General features: G+C 72.9%; 15 protein-coding genes. 7 read left to right on the top strand and 8 right to left on the bottom strand.

Going from position 1 to position 16,504, the window contains the following annotated elements:
- Positions 1-8: 8 nt before the first annotated feature.
- From AAH979_RS00325 to AAH979_RS00335, 3 genes are all read right to left on the bottom strand, one after another.
- The gene (locus AAH979_RS00325; RefSeq protein ID WP_346256143.1) at positions 9-1,331 is read right to left on the bottom strand and encodes an ABC transporter substrate-binding protein; all 1,323 of its coding nucleotides are present in this window, start codon (positions 1,329-1,331) and stop codon (positions 9-11) included.
- Positions 1,332-1,521: 190 nt separating this feature from the next.
- The gene (locus AAH979_RS00330) at positions 1,522-2,400 is read right to left on the bottom strand and encodes a hypothetical protein (RefSeq protein WP_346256144.1); all 879 of its coding nucleotides are present in this window, start codon (positions 2,398-2,400) and stop codon (positions 1,522-1,524) included.
- 68 nt (positions 2,401-2,468) lie between these two features.
- Positions 2,469-2,948: a DUF6232 family protein gene (locus AAH979_RS00335; protein WP_346256145.1), complete on the bottom strand. Its 480-nt coding sequence runs from the start codon at positions 2,946-2,948 to the stop codon at positions 2,469-2,471.
- A gap of 146 nt (positions 2,949-3,094) precedes the next feature.
- On the opposite strand from AAH979_RS00335, the gene AAH979_RS00340 reads away from it, so the two are divergent.
- Entirely contained in the window at positions 3,095-3,868 is a 774-nt protein-coding gene (locus AAH979_RS00340) for an enoyl-CoA hydratase-related protein (protein ID WP_346256146.1), read from the top strand.
- A gap of 110 nt (positions 3,869-3,978) precedes the next feature.
- The gene (locus AAH979_RS00345) at positions 3,979-5,601 is read left to right on the top strand and encodes an acetolactate synthase (RefSeq protein WP_346256147.1); all 1,623 of its coding nucleotides are present in this window, start codon (positions 3,979-3,981) and stop codon (positions 5,599-5,601) included.
- A 27-nt stretch (positions 5,602-5,628) separates the two neighbouring features.
- Here AAH979_RS00345 and AAH979_RS00350 read toward each other — a convergent pair whose 3' ends face one another.
- Positions 5,629-7,584: a hypothetical protein gene (locus AAH979_RS00350; RefSeq protein WP_346256148.1), complete on the bottom strand. Its 1,956-nt coding sequence runs from the start codon at positions 7,582-7,584 to the stop codon at positions 5,629-5,631.
- A 240-nt stretch (positions 7,585-7,824) separates the two neighbouring features.
- Between AAH979_RS00350 and AAH979_RS00355 the strand changes: the two genes are divergently transcribed.
- Together AAH979_RS00355 and AAH979_RS00360 are read left to right on the top strand one after the other, a co-directional pair.
- The gene (locus AAH979_RS00355) at positions 7,825-8,787 is read left to right on the top strand and encodes an ATP-binding cassette domain-containing protein (protein ID WP_346256149.1); all 963 of its coding nucleotides are present in this window, start codon (positions 7,825-7,827) and stop codon (positions 8,785-8,787) included.
- Positions 8,784-9,590, top strand: coding sequence for an ABC transporter permease (locus tag AAH979_RS00360; protein ID WP_346256150.1), 807 nt, complete (start codon positions 8,784-8,786; stop codon positions 9,588-9,590). Before AAH979_RS00355 ends, AAH979_RS00360 begins: the two co-directional genes overlap by 4 nt.
- A gap of 96 nt (positions 9,591-9,686) precedes the next feature.
- Here AAH979_RS00360 and AAH979_RS00365 read toward each other — a convergent pair whose 3' ends face one another.
- The 4 genes from AAH979_RS00365 to AAH979_RS00380 form a co-directional block, all read right to left on the bottom strand.
- On the bottom strand, positions 9,687-12,968 hold the full coding sequence (locus AAH979_RS00365) for a BTAD domain-containing putative transcriptional regulator (RefSeq protein WP_346256151.1): 3,282 nt from the start codon (positions 12,966-12,968) through the stop codon (positions 9,687-9,689).
- Between the two features lie 87 nt (positions 12,969-13,055).
- Complete coding sequence (locus AAH979_RS00370) at positions 13,056-13,466, bottom strand: PLD nuclease N-terminal domain-containing protein (protein ID WP_346256152.1); 411 nt, start codon at positions 13,464-13,466, stop codon at positions 13,056-13,058.
- Between the two features lie 27 nt (positions 13,467-13,493).
- Positions 13,494-13,823, bottom strand: a complete 330-nt coding sequence (locus AAH979_RS00375; protein WP_346256153.1) for a DUF202 domain-containing protein — start codon at positions 13,821-13,823, stop codon at positions 13,494-13,496.
- Positions 13,820-14,212: a DUF202 domain-containing protein gene (locus AAH979_RS00380; RefSeq protein ID WP_346256154.1), complete on the bottom strand. Its 393-nt coding sequence runs from the start codon at positions 14,210-14,212 to the stop codon at positions 13,820-13,822. Before AAH979_RS00380 ends, AAH979_RS00375 begins: the two co-directional genes overlap by 4 nt.
- Positions 14,213-14,254: 42 nt before the next feature.
- Between AAH979_RS00380 and AAH979_RS00385 the strand changes: the two genes are divergently transcribed.
- From AAH979_RS00385 to AAH979_RS00395, 3 genes are all read left to right on the top strand, one after another.
- Positions 14,255-15,076 carry a GNAT family N-acetyltransferase gene (locus AAH979_RS00385; RefSeq protein ID WP_346256155.1) on the top strand — a complete coding sequence of 274 codons (822 nt, stop codon included), beginning with the start codon at positions 14,255-14,257 and terminating at the stop codon, positions 15,074-15,076.
- Positions 15,073-15,480 (top strand): hypothetical protein, encoded by a 408-nt coding sequence (locus tag AAH979_RS00390; protein ID WP_346256156.1) that lies wholly within the window; start codon positions 15,073-15,075, stop codon positions 15,478-15,480. Before AAH979_RS00385 ends, AAH979_RS00390 begins: the two co-directional genes overlap by 4 nt.
- A 239-nt stretch (positions 15,481-15,719) precedes the next feature.
- Complete coding sequence (locus AAH979_RS00395; protein WP_346256157.1) at positions 15,720-16,499, top strand: electron transfer flavoprotein subunit beta/FixA family protein; 780 nt, start codon at positions 15,720-15,722, stop codon at positions 16,497-16,499.
- The last annotated feature ends 5 nt before the right edge of the window (positions 16,500-16,504 follow it).

Here is a 16,504-nt window from a genome sequence, read left to right on the forward strand (position 1 = left end):
CACCGCCTTCAGGAGGCGAAGATGGTCTTCTTCTGCGACTCGATCCGCCTACACAGCCCGTCGATGTCGTCCGGCTTGTTCAGGAAGCTCTGCAACGACGGGATCATCACCGTGGAGGCGAAGTCCGGCCGGGTGTCCCGGTCGAGGAACTGGGAGATCTGCTTCGCCCCGCCGACCAGCTCGACCGCCTTGCGCTGCAACGCGCTGTACCCGCTGGTGTCGGCGCCGTTGTGCGTGGCGACGTTGTTCGGGTCGCTCTTGAGGTACGCGTTCTGCGCCTCGGCGCTGGCCAGATAGCGGAGCAGCTCCTTCGCCCCGTCGACGTTCTTCACCTTGCTGGAGATCATGAAGCCGTCGATCGGCGCCTCGACCGCGTCCTGCCCGTGTGCCTCGACGATCTGCGGGAACGGGAAGAAGTCCATGTCGGCCGCGACCTCGCCCTGGAACTGCTGGCCGACGAACATGCCGAGCAGGTACATCCCGGTCTGCTTCTGGCCCAGCGACTGCGCCGCCTCCTGCCAGGTCCGCCCGTTCGCCCCCGGCTGGCAGTACGGCAGCAGCTCCCGCCAGAGCGTGAAGACCTGCTTGACCCGGCTGTCCTCCCAGGACTCCTTGCCGGCCATCAGGTTGACGTGGAAGTCGTATCCGTTGCTGCGCATGTTGATGTAGTCGAAGGTGCCCATCGCGGGCCAGCCGTCCTTGTCGGCCATGGCGATCGGGATCAGCCCGTCCGAGCGCATCCTCGCGGCCAGCGCTTTGAGATCGTCCCAGGTCTTCGGGACCTGGTAGCCCTTCTCCTGGAACACGCTCTTCCGGTAGAACATCGCCCACGGGTAGTAGTAGAACGGCACGAAGTACTGCTTGCCGTCGGTGCCGGTGGACGCCTGTTTCATCGCGGCGGAGAAGTCGCCGCCGATCGACTGCCAGATGTCGGAGATGTCGGTGGCCAGCCCCTGGGCGGCGAAGTACTGCATCCGGAACCCGGAGAACCAGCTGAAGACGTCGTCCGGGGTCGCCTGGAGATAGCGGGTGATGTTCTCCTGGAAGGTGTTGTGGTCGACGGTGTTGATCTTCACGTCGAGCCCGGAGCCGGCGAGCACCTCGGCGAGCGCCTTCTTCGGCACCTCGTCCGAGTAGTTGGAGCCGAGGGTCACCGTGCCGCCGCCGCTGCCGTCCTCGGTCGGCTTCTCACAGCCCGCCAGCCCTGCCGGCAGGGCCAGTGCGCCGGCCGCGTACGCGGCACCGCCGAGCAGGCGGCGCCGGGCGAGCGTGTGGGGCGCGGAGCGGGAAGCTGCGGGCGGAACGGACGGGCCGGACGGGAATGTCGCCATCGTGTCTCCTCGCGCCGCTGCGGGACGGATCGACACCGCCGCGCAGCAGCCGATCCGCGCACGAAACCTGCTGGCAACAGTAGGAGGGTAGGCGGAAGAGGGTCAAGAACTTAGATCAATGGATGCCGGATCAACCGGGGTGCGGCCCACGATCGCCACCGGTGAGTCGTCGTCGCCCGCTGGCGATGGCCTATGCGCCGAGGACGTCGTCGACGGTGGTGGCGTTGACGGCGCGGCGCAGCCAGGTGTCGAGCTGGGCCAGGTCGGTGCAGGCGAGGATCTGCTCGCGGGCCTCGTCGGGTACGGCCACGCCTCGCCCGTCGAGCACGGTCAGGATCGCCCGGGCCTCGCCCCGGGCCTCGCCCTGCTCCTCGTGTTTGGCGGCGAGTTCCCGGAACAACTCGCTGTGGTACTCGTACCTCGCAGTGGTGGTCATGAAAGCCTCCCAACGAGTCCGGGTCGCCGCCGGCAGCCCGGCCAGTACAACGTCATAATACAAGATCGCGGTCTTCGGATTGACTGAGCGAAGCGCTGCCATCAGCGCCGGGAAGGTGGCCTCCACCTGGGCGTCGTGGCCGTGGCAGATGGCCGAGAGCACGGCCAGTGCCGGGTTGGTCCGGGCCAGGTCCACGTCCACGACCAGCGGGACATCGCTGGGTGTGAAGATCAACGGCCGCAGTGCCAGGCTCAACCCGTCGAACTCGAAGAGGCCGCGGTAGCGGCGGGCGGTCCGCAGGTCGGGGCAGTAGACCAGCAGCGCGGCGTCGACATCCAACTCGGCTTCGAGTTGGGCCACGTAGAGCTTCCAGGTGCGTCGCTTCGTGGAGTCCCAGCCGCGCTGGATCTCCAGTACGACCGCGAGCAGCGGCTGGTCGGTCGGGTCGCAGAAGAGCAGCATGCTGTCCGCGTGGTAGGTGCGCGGGACCAGCACCCGTACGTCCGTGGCGTGCGGACGGGCGTGGTGGTAGTCGGGAACCTTCACGTCGAACACGTGCCTCAGCAACCAGGCCACCAGGCTCGGGTCGAGCTTGGCCAGGGCGACCGGGGACTCGTGCTCCGCACTCGGCATGGCGGGTACGTTACGAGAGGGGTACGACACCCGGCGTGATGGCGCGGGTGTCGCGGCGCTTCCGCCGGTCAGCGGTTGCGGCTGGGAGTGACGGCTGCGGCCTGCTCGACGGCCCGCTCCAGGGCCCGGTAGACCTGGCCGAACCGCAGCGCGTCAGCGGTGCTGAGCACCCGGACCGGCACCCCGCGCCACTGCGCCCAGATCTCCAGCCGGTGCGCGCCCCGGGCGTAGCTGCGGTCGACGTGCTCCAGCAGATAGTCGGCGACCGGTGCGGCGGCGAGCCCGACGAGTATGGAGGCGCCGACGATCGCGATGGTCGCGGTGAGCGAGGTGTGCAGGCGTACCGCGATCAGGATGCCGACGGCGGCGGCGACCAGCGGGCCGGCGAGCCCGGCCAGCAGCGCGCCCCGGCCGGCGAGGGTGCCCCAGGAGCGGGCGCCCCGGACGTGCCAGACCCGGGCGACCTCGGCCAGGGGATAGGCCCGACCGTCGACGCGGATCGCCTCCGAGGTGATCCGGATCGTACGGTCGTCGTAGTACGTGGTCATCGCCGTTCCGCTCGGGGTGAGTCCGACGTGCTCAGCGTATCTGGAAACGGTACCCCGCAGGGGCCGCCCCGAATCCCCACCGAGCTGCCACGGCCGGCAGAACGCCCGTTAGGGTGAGCCTCGCGACTTCGACGTGGAGGTGGGCTGTGGGCGACTTCGTCCGGGTGGAGACCAACGAGGGTATCGGCACGATCCGGCTGGACCGGCCGCCGATGAACGCGTTGAACACCCAGGTTCAGGAGGAGTTGCGCGCCGCCGCCACCGTGGTCTCCGCCGACCCGGACATCCGCGCGGTCATCGTGTACGGCGGGGAGAGGGTCTTCGCGGCCGGCGCGGACATCAAGGAGATGGCCGACATGTCGTACGTCGACATGGCCGAGCGGGCCGCCGACCTGTCCAGCGCGCTCGGCGCGCTCGCCCGGATCCCGAAGCCGGTGGTCGCGGCGATCACCGGGTACGCCCTCGGTGGCGGCTGCGAACTGGCACTGGCCTGTGACTGGCGGGTGGTCGCCGAGGACGCGAAGCTCGGTCAGCCGGAGATCAAGCTCGGCATCATCCCCGGCGCGGGCGGCACCCAGCGGCTGGCCCGGCTGGTCGGCCCGGCCCGGGCCAAGGATCTGATCATGTCCGGCCGGATGGTCGACGCCGCCGAGGCGCTCCGGATCGGCCTCGCCGACCGGGTGGTCCCGGCCGAGTCGGTGTACGCCGAGGCGGTGGCGCTGGTCCGGCCGTACCTGACCGGTCCGGCCCAGGCCCTGCGGGCGGCGAAGCTGGCCGTGGACGGCGGGCTGGAGATGGATCTCGCCTCCGGGCTGGCCTGGGAGAGCCAGCTCTTCGCCGCACTCTTCGCCACCGACGACCGCCGGGAGGGGATGGCCGCCTTCGTCGAGAAGCGCCGCCCCGACTTCACCGGTCGGTGATCACCTTCCCGGGATAGGTGAGTGTCGTTCACGTTATTTCCGACCGGCCGGTAACCTCGCAGGAACCCCGGCGCGACGAGCGGCAGGCACGGCGGACGACAGGAGCGGCGATGACGGAACGGATCGAAGGACACGGCGGCGACCTGGCCCTGGCGGCCCTGCGGGCGTACGGCGTGCGGGAGATGTTCACCCTCTCCGGTGGCCACGTCTTCCCGCTGTACGACGCGGCGCACCGTACCGACTTTCCGATCTACGACGTCCGGCACGAGCAGTCGGCGGTCTTCGCCGCCGAGGCGGTGGCCAAGTTGCAGCGCCGGCCGGGGCTGGCCGTACTCACCGCCGGTCCCGGCGTCACCAACGGGATCTCCGGGCTGACCAGCGCGTTCTTCAACGCCTCCCCGGTGCTGGTGCTCGGCGGTCGCGCCCCGGCCTTCCGCTGGGGTTCGGGCAGCCTCCAGGAGATCGACCACGTCCCGCTGGTCGCACCGGTCACCAAGCACGCGGGCACGGTCTGGTCGACCGACGACGTACCGGGGGCGGTCGCCGGGGCGCTGACCGCGGCGCTGACCCCGCACCGGGGTCCGGTCTTCCTGGACCTGCCGCTGGAGGTGATCTTCTCCACCGGTGACGCCGAGCCGCCGGCCGAGCCGGTGATCGCGCCCGTCGAGCCGGATCCGGACGAGGTGGCGAAGGCCGTCCGGCTGATCGCCGCAGCCGAGCGCCCGGTGATCATCGCCGGCTCCGACGTCTACGCCGGGGACGCCGTCGAGGCGCTGCGGGCCGCCGCCGAGGCGCTCCGGGTACCCGTCTTCACCAACGGGATGGGCCGCGGGGCCCTGCCGCCCGGTCACCCGCTCAGCTTCGCCAAGGCCCGCCGGGTGGCGCTCGGCGGCGCCGACCTGGTCGTGGTGGTCGGCACCCCGCTGGACTTCCGGCTCGGCTTCGGCGACTTCGGCGACGCCCGGGTGGTGCACGTGGTGGACGCGCCCAGCCAGCGGGCCCAGCACGTCGAGCCGGCCGTCAGCCCCGCCGGCGACCTGCGGCTGATCCTGACCGCGTTTGCCGAGTACTCCGGTGACCGGACCGACCACGAGCAGTGGATCGACGGGCTGCGTACCGCCGAGGAGGCCGCCCGGGCCAAGGACGCGGCGGCGATGGCGGCCGAGACCGACCCGATCAAGCCGGCCCGGGTCTACGGCGAACTGCGCCGGGTACTCGCCCCGGACGCGGTCACCATCGGCGACGGCGGCGACTTCGTCTCGTACGCCGGGCGCTACCTGGAGCCCGCCCAGCCCGGCACCTGGCTCGACCCGGGCCCGTACGGCTGCCTCGGCACCGGCATGGGCTACGCGATGGGGGCCCGGGTGAGCTACCCGGACCGGCAGATCTGCGTACTGATGGGCGACGGCGCGGCCGGATTCTCGCTGATGGACGTCGAGTCGCTGGTCCGGCAGAAGCTGCCGGTGGTGATCGTGGTCGGCAACAACGGCATCTGGGGCCTGGAGAAGCACCCGATGCGCGGCATGTACGGCTACGACGTCGCCGCCGACCTCCAGCCCGAGTTGCGCTACGACCAGGTGGTGAGCGCGCTCGGCGGTGCCGGCGAGACGGTGGCGAAGGCGGCCGACCTGGGACCGGCGCTGGAGCGGGCGTTCGACGCTCAGGTGCCGTACCTGGTCAACGTGCTGACCGACCCGGCCGACGCCTATCCCCGCTCGTCCAACCTCGCCTGATCCGTCCACCCGCGCTCGGCGCGGCGGTCAGCGGTACCGGTCGGCGGAGTCGGTCCACCACTCGGCCGGGCCGATCGGCGGGGGCCGGAGACCGGGCTCGTCCCCCGCGTCGACCTGATCGGTCCAGTCGGGCCGCCGGTCCGGTTCGAGCTGGTCGGACGGGTGGAACCGGTCTGCCGGGTCGAGCTGGTCCGCCCGGGCGAGCTGGTCCGCCGGGTCGAGCCGAGATGCCGGGCCGAGCCGGTGATCCGGGTCGAGCGGGTCGGCCGGGCCGGCGATGCCCGGTTCTCCGACCACGGTCAGGTCGGTGACCCGTAGCGGCGGCTCCCCACCCGCGCCGGCCGACGCCCCGGTCCACCAGGCCCGGTTCGCCGCCCGCGCCCCCGGACCGGCCCGGTCCGGGTGGCGGGCCGCGAGCAGCGGCAGCAGCAGTACCCCGAGCACGAACGGTGCGGCCATGTAGCGGGCGGCCTGGGCGTTGTTGACAGCCAGTACCGAGAGCTGGTTGCCGAGGCTCAGCGTGGCCAGTGCCAGCACTGCCCGGTCCCGCCGGCGCCAGGCCAGCAGCCCAACCGTCAGGTACGCCAGGTAGGCCCAGGTCGCGCCGCGCCACAGCAGCCACTCGGGCTGGCCGACCCGGCTGGAGAGTTCGTCCGCCACGTCGCTGACCGGCTCGGCCAGCGGCCGGCTGTACGCGACGGCCAGCACCTCCGGCCGCTGGAACCTCGGATCCCGCTCCAGATAGGTCGGCAGCGCCCAGGCGGTCGGGTTGGCCCGCAACCCGCCCGCCGGAGTGGGCCGCCAGGCGATCGAGCCCCGGCAGATCCGGGCGGCGAGCACCGTCTCCGGCGATCGGCGTACCAGCCGCCACCAGGCTGACAGCAGGTCCTCGTGGTGTGCCGCTGCGGCCGAGCGGTCGAAGTCGGGGTGGTAGACGGTCGAGTCGACGGTGTAACAGTCCGCCGACTGCCGCCAGTGCGACAGGGGCGCCACCTTGGTCAGCAGGGCCAGGTCGGCAGCGGGGAAGTCGGCCGGCCGCTCGGCGTACCCGATCGCGAGGTCGGCGAGGAACGCCTCGTAGGCCACGATGGACTCGCTGTCCCGTACCCCGAGGGCGGGCAGCAGGGCCCAGTTGGTCAGCAGCGCGACCGTGGCGGCCACCACCCCGGCGAGCAGGATCCGGAGCGCGGTACCGCGCAGCAGCAGGGCGAGCAGCACGGTGACGATCGCCGCCACCACGAAGCCGTTCTGCCGGAACAGGCAGCTCAGGGTCAGCTCGGCGGCGAGGGCGCCGAGCAGTTCCCAGGGCATCCGCCAGGTGTTTCCGGCCGGCCGTCCGGCCGCCCGCGGCGCCGGTGCGGCGGGCCGGACGACCGTACCGGCGTTCCCCCGGCTCGGCCGGCCACCATCCGGACCAACACCGCGCGCCCGGTCCTGCGCACCGGTGGCTTCCGGCCGGCGTGCGGCGAGCATCCGGGCCACCGTGCCGAGCAGGAAGACGTGGCAGACGACGAACGGCACGTCCTTCCAGACGCAGACCGTGAAGGTGCCGACCGGAGGCAGCGCCACGACCACCACCGCCGCGGTGGTCCAGGCCCAGGCCGGGCCGCCGATCCGGCGCAGGCCGGTGACCGCGTACGCCAGGCCGGCTGCCAGGGCGGTGGTCTGCACCAGGGTCAGCCAGCCGATTCCGCCGGTGAGCCGCACCGACAGCCAGACCAGACCGGTGTAGCTGACCGGGTGGTGGGTGTTCCAGTTGCCGGTGGTGGCCTGCCAGACGTGGTCGAGCGAGTCCGGGCTGAACAGTCCCGGATAGCGGGCGGCCCACCAGAACAGCAGTACCGCCTGGGTCAGCCCGAAGGTCAGCCCGCCGAGCCTCGCCGGCGAACCCCCGAGCCACCCCGGCCGGTGGGGGCGGCGGTCGTCGGACTCCGCCGACCCGTCCGCCGGCCCTGCCGGCCCGGTCACCACCCCGTGTGCCATGCCTATCGTCCTTCGCCCGGGCGCGGCCGCGCCGACCAGCGGTGCGAGGGGTGGTGGGCACCGATCTGGGCCATGCTACGGCCGGCGTCGGCCGAGAGTCCCTGGAACGGCGGACTCCGCACCGGCCGGGGTCCGACCGTGCGTGTCAGCCAGTTGTCAGCGCCGAGCGGCCGGTGTCAGCCCCGGCTCAGTCCCGTTGGTCATGGTGGGGGCACGACGAATACCGACGGGAGACAGTTCATGAGTTACGCCATCCGGGCCGAGGGGTTGGTCAGACGCTTCGGCGAGACCACCGCCCTGGCCGGCGTGGATCTGGGGGTACGGGCCGGCACCGTCTTCGGCCTGCTCGGCCCGAACGGGGCCGGTAAGACGACTGCGGTACGGGTACTCGCCACCCTGCTCCGGCCGGACGCCGGCACCGCCACGGTCGGCGGGTACGACGTACTCCGCCAGGCGCACCAGGTGCGGCAGGTGATCGGCCTCACCGGCCAGTACGCCTCGGTCGACGAGACGCTGACCGGTACCGAGAACCTGCTGCTGATCGGCCGGCTGCTCGGGATGTCCCGGGGCGATGCCCGTTCCCGGGCCCGGCAACTACTCGCCGAGTTCCACCTCTCCGACGCGGCGGACCGGGCGGCGAAGACGTACTCCGGAGGCATGCGGCGGCGGTTGGACCTGGCGGCGAGCCTGGTCGGCCGGCCCCGGGTGCTCTTCCTGGACGAGCCGACCACCGGGCTGGACCCGCGCAGCCGTACCGAACTCTGGGGCATCGTCCGGGACCTCGTCGGTTCGGGGGTGACCGTGCTGCTCACCACGCAGTACCTGGAGGAGGCGGACCAGCTCGCCGACGAGATCGCGGTGATCGACCACGGCCGGGTGATCGCCCAGGGCACCTCGGAGGAGCTGAAGACGAAGGTCGGCGGGCAGGCGCTGGTGGTCCGGCCAGCCGACCCCGGTGACCTGGCCGTGGTGGTCGGCGTGCTGCGGGAGGTGACCGGTGCCGAGCCGGAGCTGAACCAGCAGACCGTGACGGTGCCGGTCAGCGGCGGCGAGATGCTGCCCGCGGTGGTACGCCGGCTCGACGACGCCGAGGTCACCATCGCCGAACTCGCGCTGCGGGGCGCGAGCCTGGACGAGGTCTTCCTGTCGCTGACCGGTCACCGGGCCGAGGACGAGACCGAACTGGCGGAGGTGCCGGCATGACGACGATCAGCGCACCGGCGCCGGTGCCCACCCGGCGGGTCGGCCCGGTGGTCGGGTTCCGGCACACCATGACCCTGGCCTGGCGGAGCCTGGTCCAGATCAAGCACAACCCGATGGAGCTGCTCGACCTCAGCATCCAGCCGCTGATGTTCGTGCTGCTCTTCACGTACGTCTTCGGTGGCGCGATCGCCGACAGCCCCACCGACTACCTGCGGTTCATGCTGCCCGGAATCATGGTGCAGAACGCGCTCTTCGCCACCATGACCACCGGGTTCGGGCTGAACACCGACCTGACCAAGGGAGTCTTCGACCGGCTCCGCTCGCTGCCGATCGCCCGCTGGGCGCCACTGGCCGGGCGGATCCTCGCCGACACGGTCAAGCAGGCGTGGTCGATCGCGCTGCTGCTCGCCATCGGCGTGCTGCTCGGCTTCCGGATCGGTACCGGCCCGCTCGGCGTACTCGGCGCGTTCGCGCTGCTGCTCGCCTTCTCGCTGGCCGCCGCCTGGATCTCCGTGCTGGTCGGTGTGCTGGTGAACGAGCCGGAGAAGGTGCAGATCTTCGGCTTCATGGTGATCTTCCCGCTGACCTTCACCAGCAACATCTTCGTGCCGACCGAGAGCATGCCCGGCTGGCTCCAGGCCTGGGTGAAGGTCAACCCGGTCTCCACGCTGGCCGACGCGCTGCGCGGGCTGCTGGTCTCCGGACCGGAGTCGGGGCCGATCGTGACCTCGCTGCTCTGGGGGCTCGGTATCGCGGTGGTCTTCGCCCCGCTGGCCGTCCGGGCGGTGATGCGGCGGGTGTGAGCGGGTCCTGTCTTCCGGGGCGCGGTGCCCCGGGAGGTCCCGCACCCGGTGGGGTGCGGCGGCCGGGGTGCGGGACGGCAGGTGTGGTGTCCCGGGTCAGCCGACGGTTTCCTGGACCAGTGCGGGCAGTGCGGCCGGCGAGCCGGCGGCCTGCCCGCCCTGGCCGAACGCCTCGGCGAAGGCCGCCTCGCCGAGCGCGTCCCGGACGGCCGTCTCGACCCGGGCGCCGTCCAGCAGCGAGTGGTCCGGTCCACCCCGGACCCCGGCCGCCGCCCCGAGCAGCCGGGCCGCCCCGACCGGCCGGCCGAGCCGGAGCGCCAGGTCGGCGAAGCCCGCCAGTACCGCGCCGAGCACCGGGGCGTCGTAGAACTCCAGCGCGAAGCCGAGTGCCCGGTCGTGGTGCTGCCGGGCGCCGGACAGGTCACCGAGCGCGGCGGTCACCGCGCCGTGCGAGGAGGCGAGCATCGCCCGCCACTGCGGAGCCATCCGCCGATCCGTGGTCAGCCCGGTGGCCTGGTCGAGCCGCTGCCGGGCGCCGACGAGGTCGCCCTGGACGCCCAGGATCTCGGCGTACTCGTGGGCGACCGCCGCCCGGCACTCGTCCGAGCCGATCCGCTCCGCCTGCCGGTCGGCGTCGATCACGAGGTCGAGTGCCCGGTCGTGCTCGCCGAGCTGCCACAGCTCGTGGGCCAGCCGGACCTGCATCACCGGCAGGTCCTCGGCGGCGCCGACCAGGCGGATCAGCTCGATCGCCTCGACCTGCAACCCGGCGGCCCGGCCGTGCTCACCCCGCCGGCTGGCCAGTTCCGCGAGGGCCGAGAGGGAGTACCCGGTGCCCCACCGTTCGCCGATCGACCGGAAACCCTCGAGTGCGGCGGTCATGTTGGCCTCGGCGGCGTCGCTGGACCCGCCGCTGTTGAGTTGCGCGTGCGCGTGGGACATCCGGGCGGTCGCCCGGACCCACGGGTCGGGATCGTCGAATCGGGTGGCCAGCACGTCGAGCGCCGGCTCGGTCAGATAGGACTCGAACATCACCGATATCGGTTTGATCAGACGCAGCAGCGGGTGGACCGGCTCCTGCCCCTCGGCGGTCCGGGCCGCCCGGGCCAGCCACTGCCCGCCCTTGGCGAACTCGCCCTCGGCCGCGAGCAGGTTCATCCCGGTCAGCAACTCGGCGATGGCGACCTCCGCCGGTGGCAGCCGGTCGATCCCGGGCAGGGCCATCGCCGCGACGGCCAGTTCGACGCCCTCGACCCGCATACCCCGCATCCACCAGTACCAGCCGAGGGCCGCGACGAGTCCCACCGCCGTCGCGGCGGATCCGGTACCGATCGCCCAGCGCAGCGCGGCATGCAGGTTGTCGTGCTCGGCGGTCAGCCAGCCGAGCCAGCGAAGCTGGTCCGCGCGGCGCAGTTCGGCGTCGGCGACCCGGGCGACCGCGAGGAAGTCCTCGGCGTGCGCCCGCCGGACCCGGTCCGCCTCGCCGGCTTCGGCCAGCCGGCGCAGCCCGTATTCCCGGATGGTCTCCAGCATCCGGTAGCGCGGCTCGCCGTTCCCGGTGACCACCACGAGCGACTTGTCGACGAGTGCGGAGAGCCGGTCGAGCACCCCGGCCCGGTCGAGTACGCCCGCCGGTCCGGCACCGCCCGCCGGCCCGGCACCGCCCTCCGGTCCGCCGCCGTCCAGTGCGCAGATCCGCTCGACCGCGTCCAGGGTGGCCCCGCCGCTGAACACCGCCAGCCGGCGCCAGAGCGCCCGCTCGGCGTCGTCGAGCAGGTCCCAGCTCCAGTCGAACACCGCACGCAGGGTCTGGTGCCGGGGCAGCGCCGTTCGGCTGCCGCCGGTGAGCAGCCGGAACCGGTCGTCGAGACGGGCGGCGACCTGGGCCGCGGTCATGCTGCGCAGCCGGGCGGCGGCCAGCTCGATGGCGAGCGGCATGCCGTCCAGCGACCGGCAGATCCGGACCACCGCGGCGACGGTGTCGTCGTGCACGGTGAAGTCGGGGCGTACCGCGCCGGCCCGGTCGGCGAGCAGCCGGACCGACGGGTACGCCATCGCCGTCACCGGGTCGGCGTGCGGGGGCGGCAGCGGCAGCGAGTCGACCGGGCAGAGCGTCTCGCCGGTGATCCCGAGCGGCTCCCGGCTGGTGGCCAGGACCCGCAGTTCCGGGCAGGCGCCGAGCAGCCGGTCGGCGAGGGTGGCGGCGGCCTCGATGACGTGTTCGCAGTTGTCGAGCAGGAGCAGCATCCGCCGGGATCCGATGGCTCCGGCGAGCCGGTCGATCGGGTCGGTCGCCCCTGCGTCGGGGACGCGGTTGCGAGCGGCCAGCAGGCCCTGCTCGCGCAGCCCGAGCACCTGGAGGATGGTCTGCGGCACCTCGGCGCCGTCCGTCACCGGGGCGAGTTCGACCAGCCACAGGGCGTCACAGGCGCGGCCGGAGAGCGTACGCGCCGCCTCGACGGCCAGCCTGGTCTTGCCGGCGCCGCCCGGACCGGTGAGGGTGACCAGCCGGGATCCGGAGAGCAGCTCGGTGACCCGGCTGATCTCCGGCTGCCGGCCGACGAAGCTGGTCAACGGGGTGGGCAGGTTGTCGACCGGCGCGTCGCCGGAGATGCTGCCCGATTCGGGCGCGGGGGCCGGCGGGACGGGCGCGGCCTCCCGGAGCAGTTCGAGGTGCAGCGCGGCGAGTTCGGGGGCCGGCTCGGTGCCGAGGGTCTCGGCCAGGGTGCGCCGCAGCCGGGCGTACGCGGCCAGCGCCTCGGCGGCCCGCCCGGTGGCCGCCAGCGCCCGGACGAGCTGCCCGGTGAAGCGCTCGCGGAGCGGGTGCGCCTCGGCCAGGGCACGCAGCTCCGGTACCAGCACGGCAGCCTCGCCGGAGGCGAGCCGGGCGTCGATCCGCTCCTCGACGGCGGTCAGCCGCAGCTCGTCGAGGCGGGCCGCCGGTCCCCGGGCGAATCCGGCGTGCGCCACGTCGGCCAGCGCGGGGCCGCGCCAGAGGCCGAGCGCGTCGGCGAAGACCTCGGCGGCACCGGGCGGGTCCGAGCCGAGCAGGGCCCGGCCGGTGCCGACCAACCGTTCGAACCGGCGTACGTCCACCGCGGCCGGTTCGATGGCCAGCCGGTAGCCGGTCGGATGCGACTCGATCGGGGCGTCCGGCACGGTACGCCGGAGCCGGGAGACCAGCGCCTGCAACGCGTTCGCCGCACCCGCCGGTGGTTCGTCCTCCCACAGCCCGTCGATCAGCCGGCCGGTGTCGACGACCCGGTCGGCGTCGAGCGCGAGCAGGATCAGCAACCGGCGCAGCCGTGCACCGCTGACCGGCACCGGCGCCCCGGTGTCGGCCGTGACCTCCAGCGGCCCGAGCATGGCGATCTGCACGGGCTCGATTGTGCCTGGCACGGTCACCGGGCAGCCCGCAATGTCGACCCGGTGCTCGGGGTACGCCCGAGCGGGACGCGGCGCCGGTCAGACGTCTGGCTTGTCCTCTTCCCGGGGCGGCTCGCTGTCCCGGCGCCGCAGTTCCTCCTCCCGGCGCCGGAGATCCCGCTCCCAGCTGTCGAGCAGTTCGCGGTCGCGCTTCGACCGCTCCTCGTCCAGGGAACGGAGGAACTCCGGGTCGTCGTCGGGGGCCAGCGGTGGCCGGCGGTCAGGGCCGCCGGCCGGACGGCCACCGGCAGCCGGCCGTTCGGGGCTGACCGGACGGCCGGCGACGAACCAGGCGATCGAGCCGACCAGCGGGAAGAACAGGATGATCAGGACCCAGGCGAACCGGGGGAGCGCGCGGATCTCGTCGTCCTCGGCCGACAGGCAGCTGATCAGAGCGACGACGGCCAGGATGAGCTGTCCGATGGCGAGGAGCGCGTAGAGGCGGACCATCTGGCCATGATGACGCACCCGGTCGCCTCAGTGCACCGACGCCAGCACCAGCAGCAGGCCGAGTCCGGCGAAACCGACGGTGGCCAGGGCGATCACCGGCAGCGTCCGGCCGGGGCGCCCGCGCCGGCCGGACGACCGCGGAAAGGTCATCGCCAGTACGCCGAGCCAGCCCAGCCCGGCCAGGACGGCGACCAGCGCCCCGACCGTCCCGTTCGACACGGCCAGCCGGGCGGTGAGCACCGCCACCACCCCGACCGCGAGCACGGTGCGCCGCCACGCCAACCGGGTCCGCTCGGCGGCCAGCCCGACGTCCCGCCCCGGCCCCCGGTGCTCCGGCTCCGACTGTTCCGGGCTCACGGGTTACGGGCTGCCTGCACCAGCACCGCCACCACGAGCAGTACGCCACCGAGCCCGACCAGCAGGGCGAGTACGGCGGGAAACCGCGAGGCGGGAAGCTCGTGGCCGAGCCGGATGGCCCGCTCGGTACGCGCCCAGTGGTCGACCGCCCGTACCGCCACCGCGCCGCCGAGCAGCAGCAGCGCCACGGCGAGTGCCTCGCGCAGGTACGGGACCGGCATCGGGGGCAGGAACTGCGCCACGGCGAGCCCACCGGCGATCAGCGCCAGGCCGGTACGCAGCCAGGCGAGGAAGGTGCGCTCGTTGGCGAGCGAGAAGCGGTAGTCCGGCGTCTCGCCGACCTCCCGCAGTTCGCGCGGGTCGAACCACCGCCGGATCGCCTGGTACACGTTCGGAGATTATCGGGTGGACATCGCCCGTAGCCTGGGCGGGTGACAGACCTCGACGCCGACCTGCTGCGGACGGCCTACGACAACCAGTTGCGGGCGCGCCCGCCGGAGCCGGTGCCCCCGGGTGTCACGGTGGACCGGGACGGTCCGCTGTTGCGGATCGAGGGCCTGGACCGGGGCGGCTTCCTGACCTACCAGGACCTGGGTGGGCTGACCGGGGCGGCGCTGGACGAGCTGATCGCGCGGCAGCGGGACCACTTCGCCGGGCTGGGCCAGCCGGTCGAGTGGAAGCTGCACGGCCACGACCAGCCGGCCGACCTGCCGGACCGGTTGGTGGCCGCCGGTTTCGTCCCGGAGGAACGGGAGACCGTGGTGATCGGCCCGGTCGCGTCGCTGGCGGCGACGCTGCCGGTGCCACCTGCGGGGGTACGCCTGCGCGAGGTGACCGAACGCGCGGACCTGGACCGGATCGCCGGGCTGAAGGCCCGGGTCTGGGGTGGCGACGACGACGGGAGCTGGCTGGCCGACGGGTTGGAGCGGGAGCTCGCCGCCGGCGCGGAGCTGGACCAGCCGCCGCTGACCATCGTGGCGGCCGAGACCGACGACGAGCTGGTCAGTGCCGCCTGGATCCGGTTCGTCTCCGGCACCCGGTTCGCCACCCTGTGGGGCGGGGCGACCCTGCCGCACTGGCGCCGCCGGGGCATCTACCGGTCGCTGCTGGCCCACCGGGCCCGGCTGGCCGACGCCCGGGGCTTCAGCCTGTTGCAGGTGGACGCCTCGGAGGACAGCCGGCCGATCCTCCAGCGGCTCGGCTTCGTCCCGGTCACCACCACCACGCCGTACGTCTACACTCCGAATCCGTGACGCAGCCGCTGACCGAGGAGGAGCGGGCGACCCTGAAGGGGGCCGCGTTCGGTGCGGTCTTCCTGGTGTCGAGCGCCGAACCGGGCGCGTTCTCCATGATCAAGGAGAGTCTGGCCGCGTCGAACGCGTTCGCCGGCACCACCGGGCTGGTCCGGGAACTGCTCACCACCGGCGCCCTGCCCCGGCTGCCCGGCGGGTCGCCGGCCGAGGCGTCGGCGACGGTGCTGCCCGCGCTGCGCCGCTCGGTCGAGATCCTCCGCTCGAAGGCACCCGACGAGGTGGTCAGCTATCGCTCGGCGGTGTTGTGGGCCACCGAGGAGGTGGCCCGGGCACACGACGGGATCAGCCCGAGCGAGGCGGCGGTGCTGGCCACGGTCCGGGAGGCGCTGGACGCGGCCGGCTGAGCCGGGTGGCGTCGCCCGGCCTGGTGCGGGGACGGTGAGCCGGGTCACTCCGGGGTGCCGGCAGCCCTATGCTACTTGCGGGTAACATCAGCCGTAAGTAACACCACACCTTCTCGCGCGCCGAGCCGTCGGTCTTCGGTTGACCGATCGTTAAGGAGGCGGGAGGCTGCTCCCGAGCAACCCGGCGGATCGCCACGGTCGGCGGGGATCGCCATTCACAGGAGGGTCGTCGAAGCGCGATGAACATCGTCGTACTCGTCAAGCAGGTGCCCGACTCGGGCGCGGACCGCAACCTGCGCAGTGACGACAACACCGTCGACCGGGGGTCGGCAAACAACGTCATCAACGAGATGGACGAGTACGCCATCGAGGAGGCGTTGCGGATCAAGGAGACGCACGGTGGCGAGGTGACCGTGCTGACCATGGGCCCGGAGAAGGCCGCCGAGTCGATCCGCAAGGCGCTGTCGATGGGCCCGGACAAGGCCGTGCACGTGCTCGACGACGCCCTGCACGGGTCCTGCGCCGTGGCCACCTCCAAGGTGCTCGCCGCGGCCCTCGGCCAGCTCGACGCCGACCTGGTGCTCTGCGGCGCCGAGTCGACCGACGGCCGGGTGCAGGTGATGCCGCACATGCTCGCCGAGCGGCTCGGCATCGCCGCGCTGACCGGCGCCCGCAAGCTGACCGTGCAGGGCGGCAACCTCACCGTGGAGCGGCAGACCGAGGAGGGCTACGAGGTGGTCGCCGCCGCGACCCCGGCGGTGGTCTCGGTCTGGGACACCATCAACGAGCCGCGCTACCCCTCCTTCAAGGGCATCATGGCGGCCAAGAAGAAGCCGGTGCAGACGCTCTCCCTGGCCGACCTGGGCGTCGCGGCCGACGAGGTCGGCTTCGCCGGCGCCACCAGCACCGTGATCTCGCACAGCCGCCGCCCGGAGCGGTCCGGCGGCGAGCGGGTCACCGACGACGGCACCGGCGGCACGAGGCTGGTCGAGTTCCTCGCCGCCGAGAAGTTCGTCTGAGCGCG

Origin of the sequence: Plantactinospora sp. ZYX-F-223 (assembly GCF_039649625.1) — a bacterium.
Taxonomy (GTDB): Bacteria; Actinomycetota; Actinomycetes; order Mycobacteriales; family Micromonosporaceae; genus Plantactinospora.

Bases quoted from the DNA above. Each gene is read 5' to 3' on its own strand.
- AAH979_RS00360 (WP_346256150.1), top strand. From the start codon at position 8,784: ATGACGACGATCAGCGCACCGGCGCCGGTGCCCACCCGGCGGGTCGGC.
- AAH979_RS00335 (WP_346256145.1), bottom strand. From the start codon at position 2,948: ATGACCACGTACTACGACGACCGTACGATCCGGATCACCTCGGAGGCG.
- AAH979_RS00395 (WP_346256157.1), top strand. From the start codon at position 15,720: ATGAACATCGTCGTACTCGTCAAGCAGGTGCCCGACTCGGGCGCGGAC.
- AAH979_RS00350 (WP_346256148.1), bottom strand. From the start codon at position 7,584: ATGGCACACGGGGTGGTGACCGGGCCGGCAGGGCCGGCGGACGGGTCG.
- AAH979_RS00355 (WP_346256149.1), top strand. From the start codon at position 7,825: ATGAGTTACGCCATCCGGGCCGAGGGGTTGGTCAGACGCTTCGGCGAG.
- AAH979_RS00345 (WP_346256147.1), top strand. From the start codon at position 3,979: ATGACGGAACGGATCGAAGGACACGGCGGCGACCTGGCCCTGGCGGCC.
- AAH979_RS00325 (WP_346256143.1), bottom strand. From the start codon at position 1,331: ATGGCGACATTCCCGTCCGGCCCGTCCGTTCCGCCCGCAGCTTCCCGC.
- AAH979_RS00370 (WP_346256152.1), bottom strand. From the start codon at position 13,466: ATGGTCCGCCTCTACGCGCTCCTCGCCATCGGACAGCTCATCCTGGCC.
- AAH979_RS00330 (WP_346256144.1), bottom strand. From the start codon at position 2,400: ATGCCGAGTGCGGAGCACGAGTCCCCGGTCGCCCTGGCCAAGCTCGAC.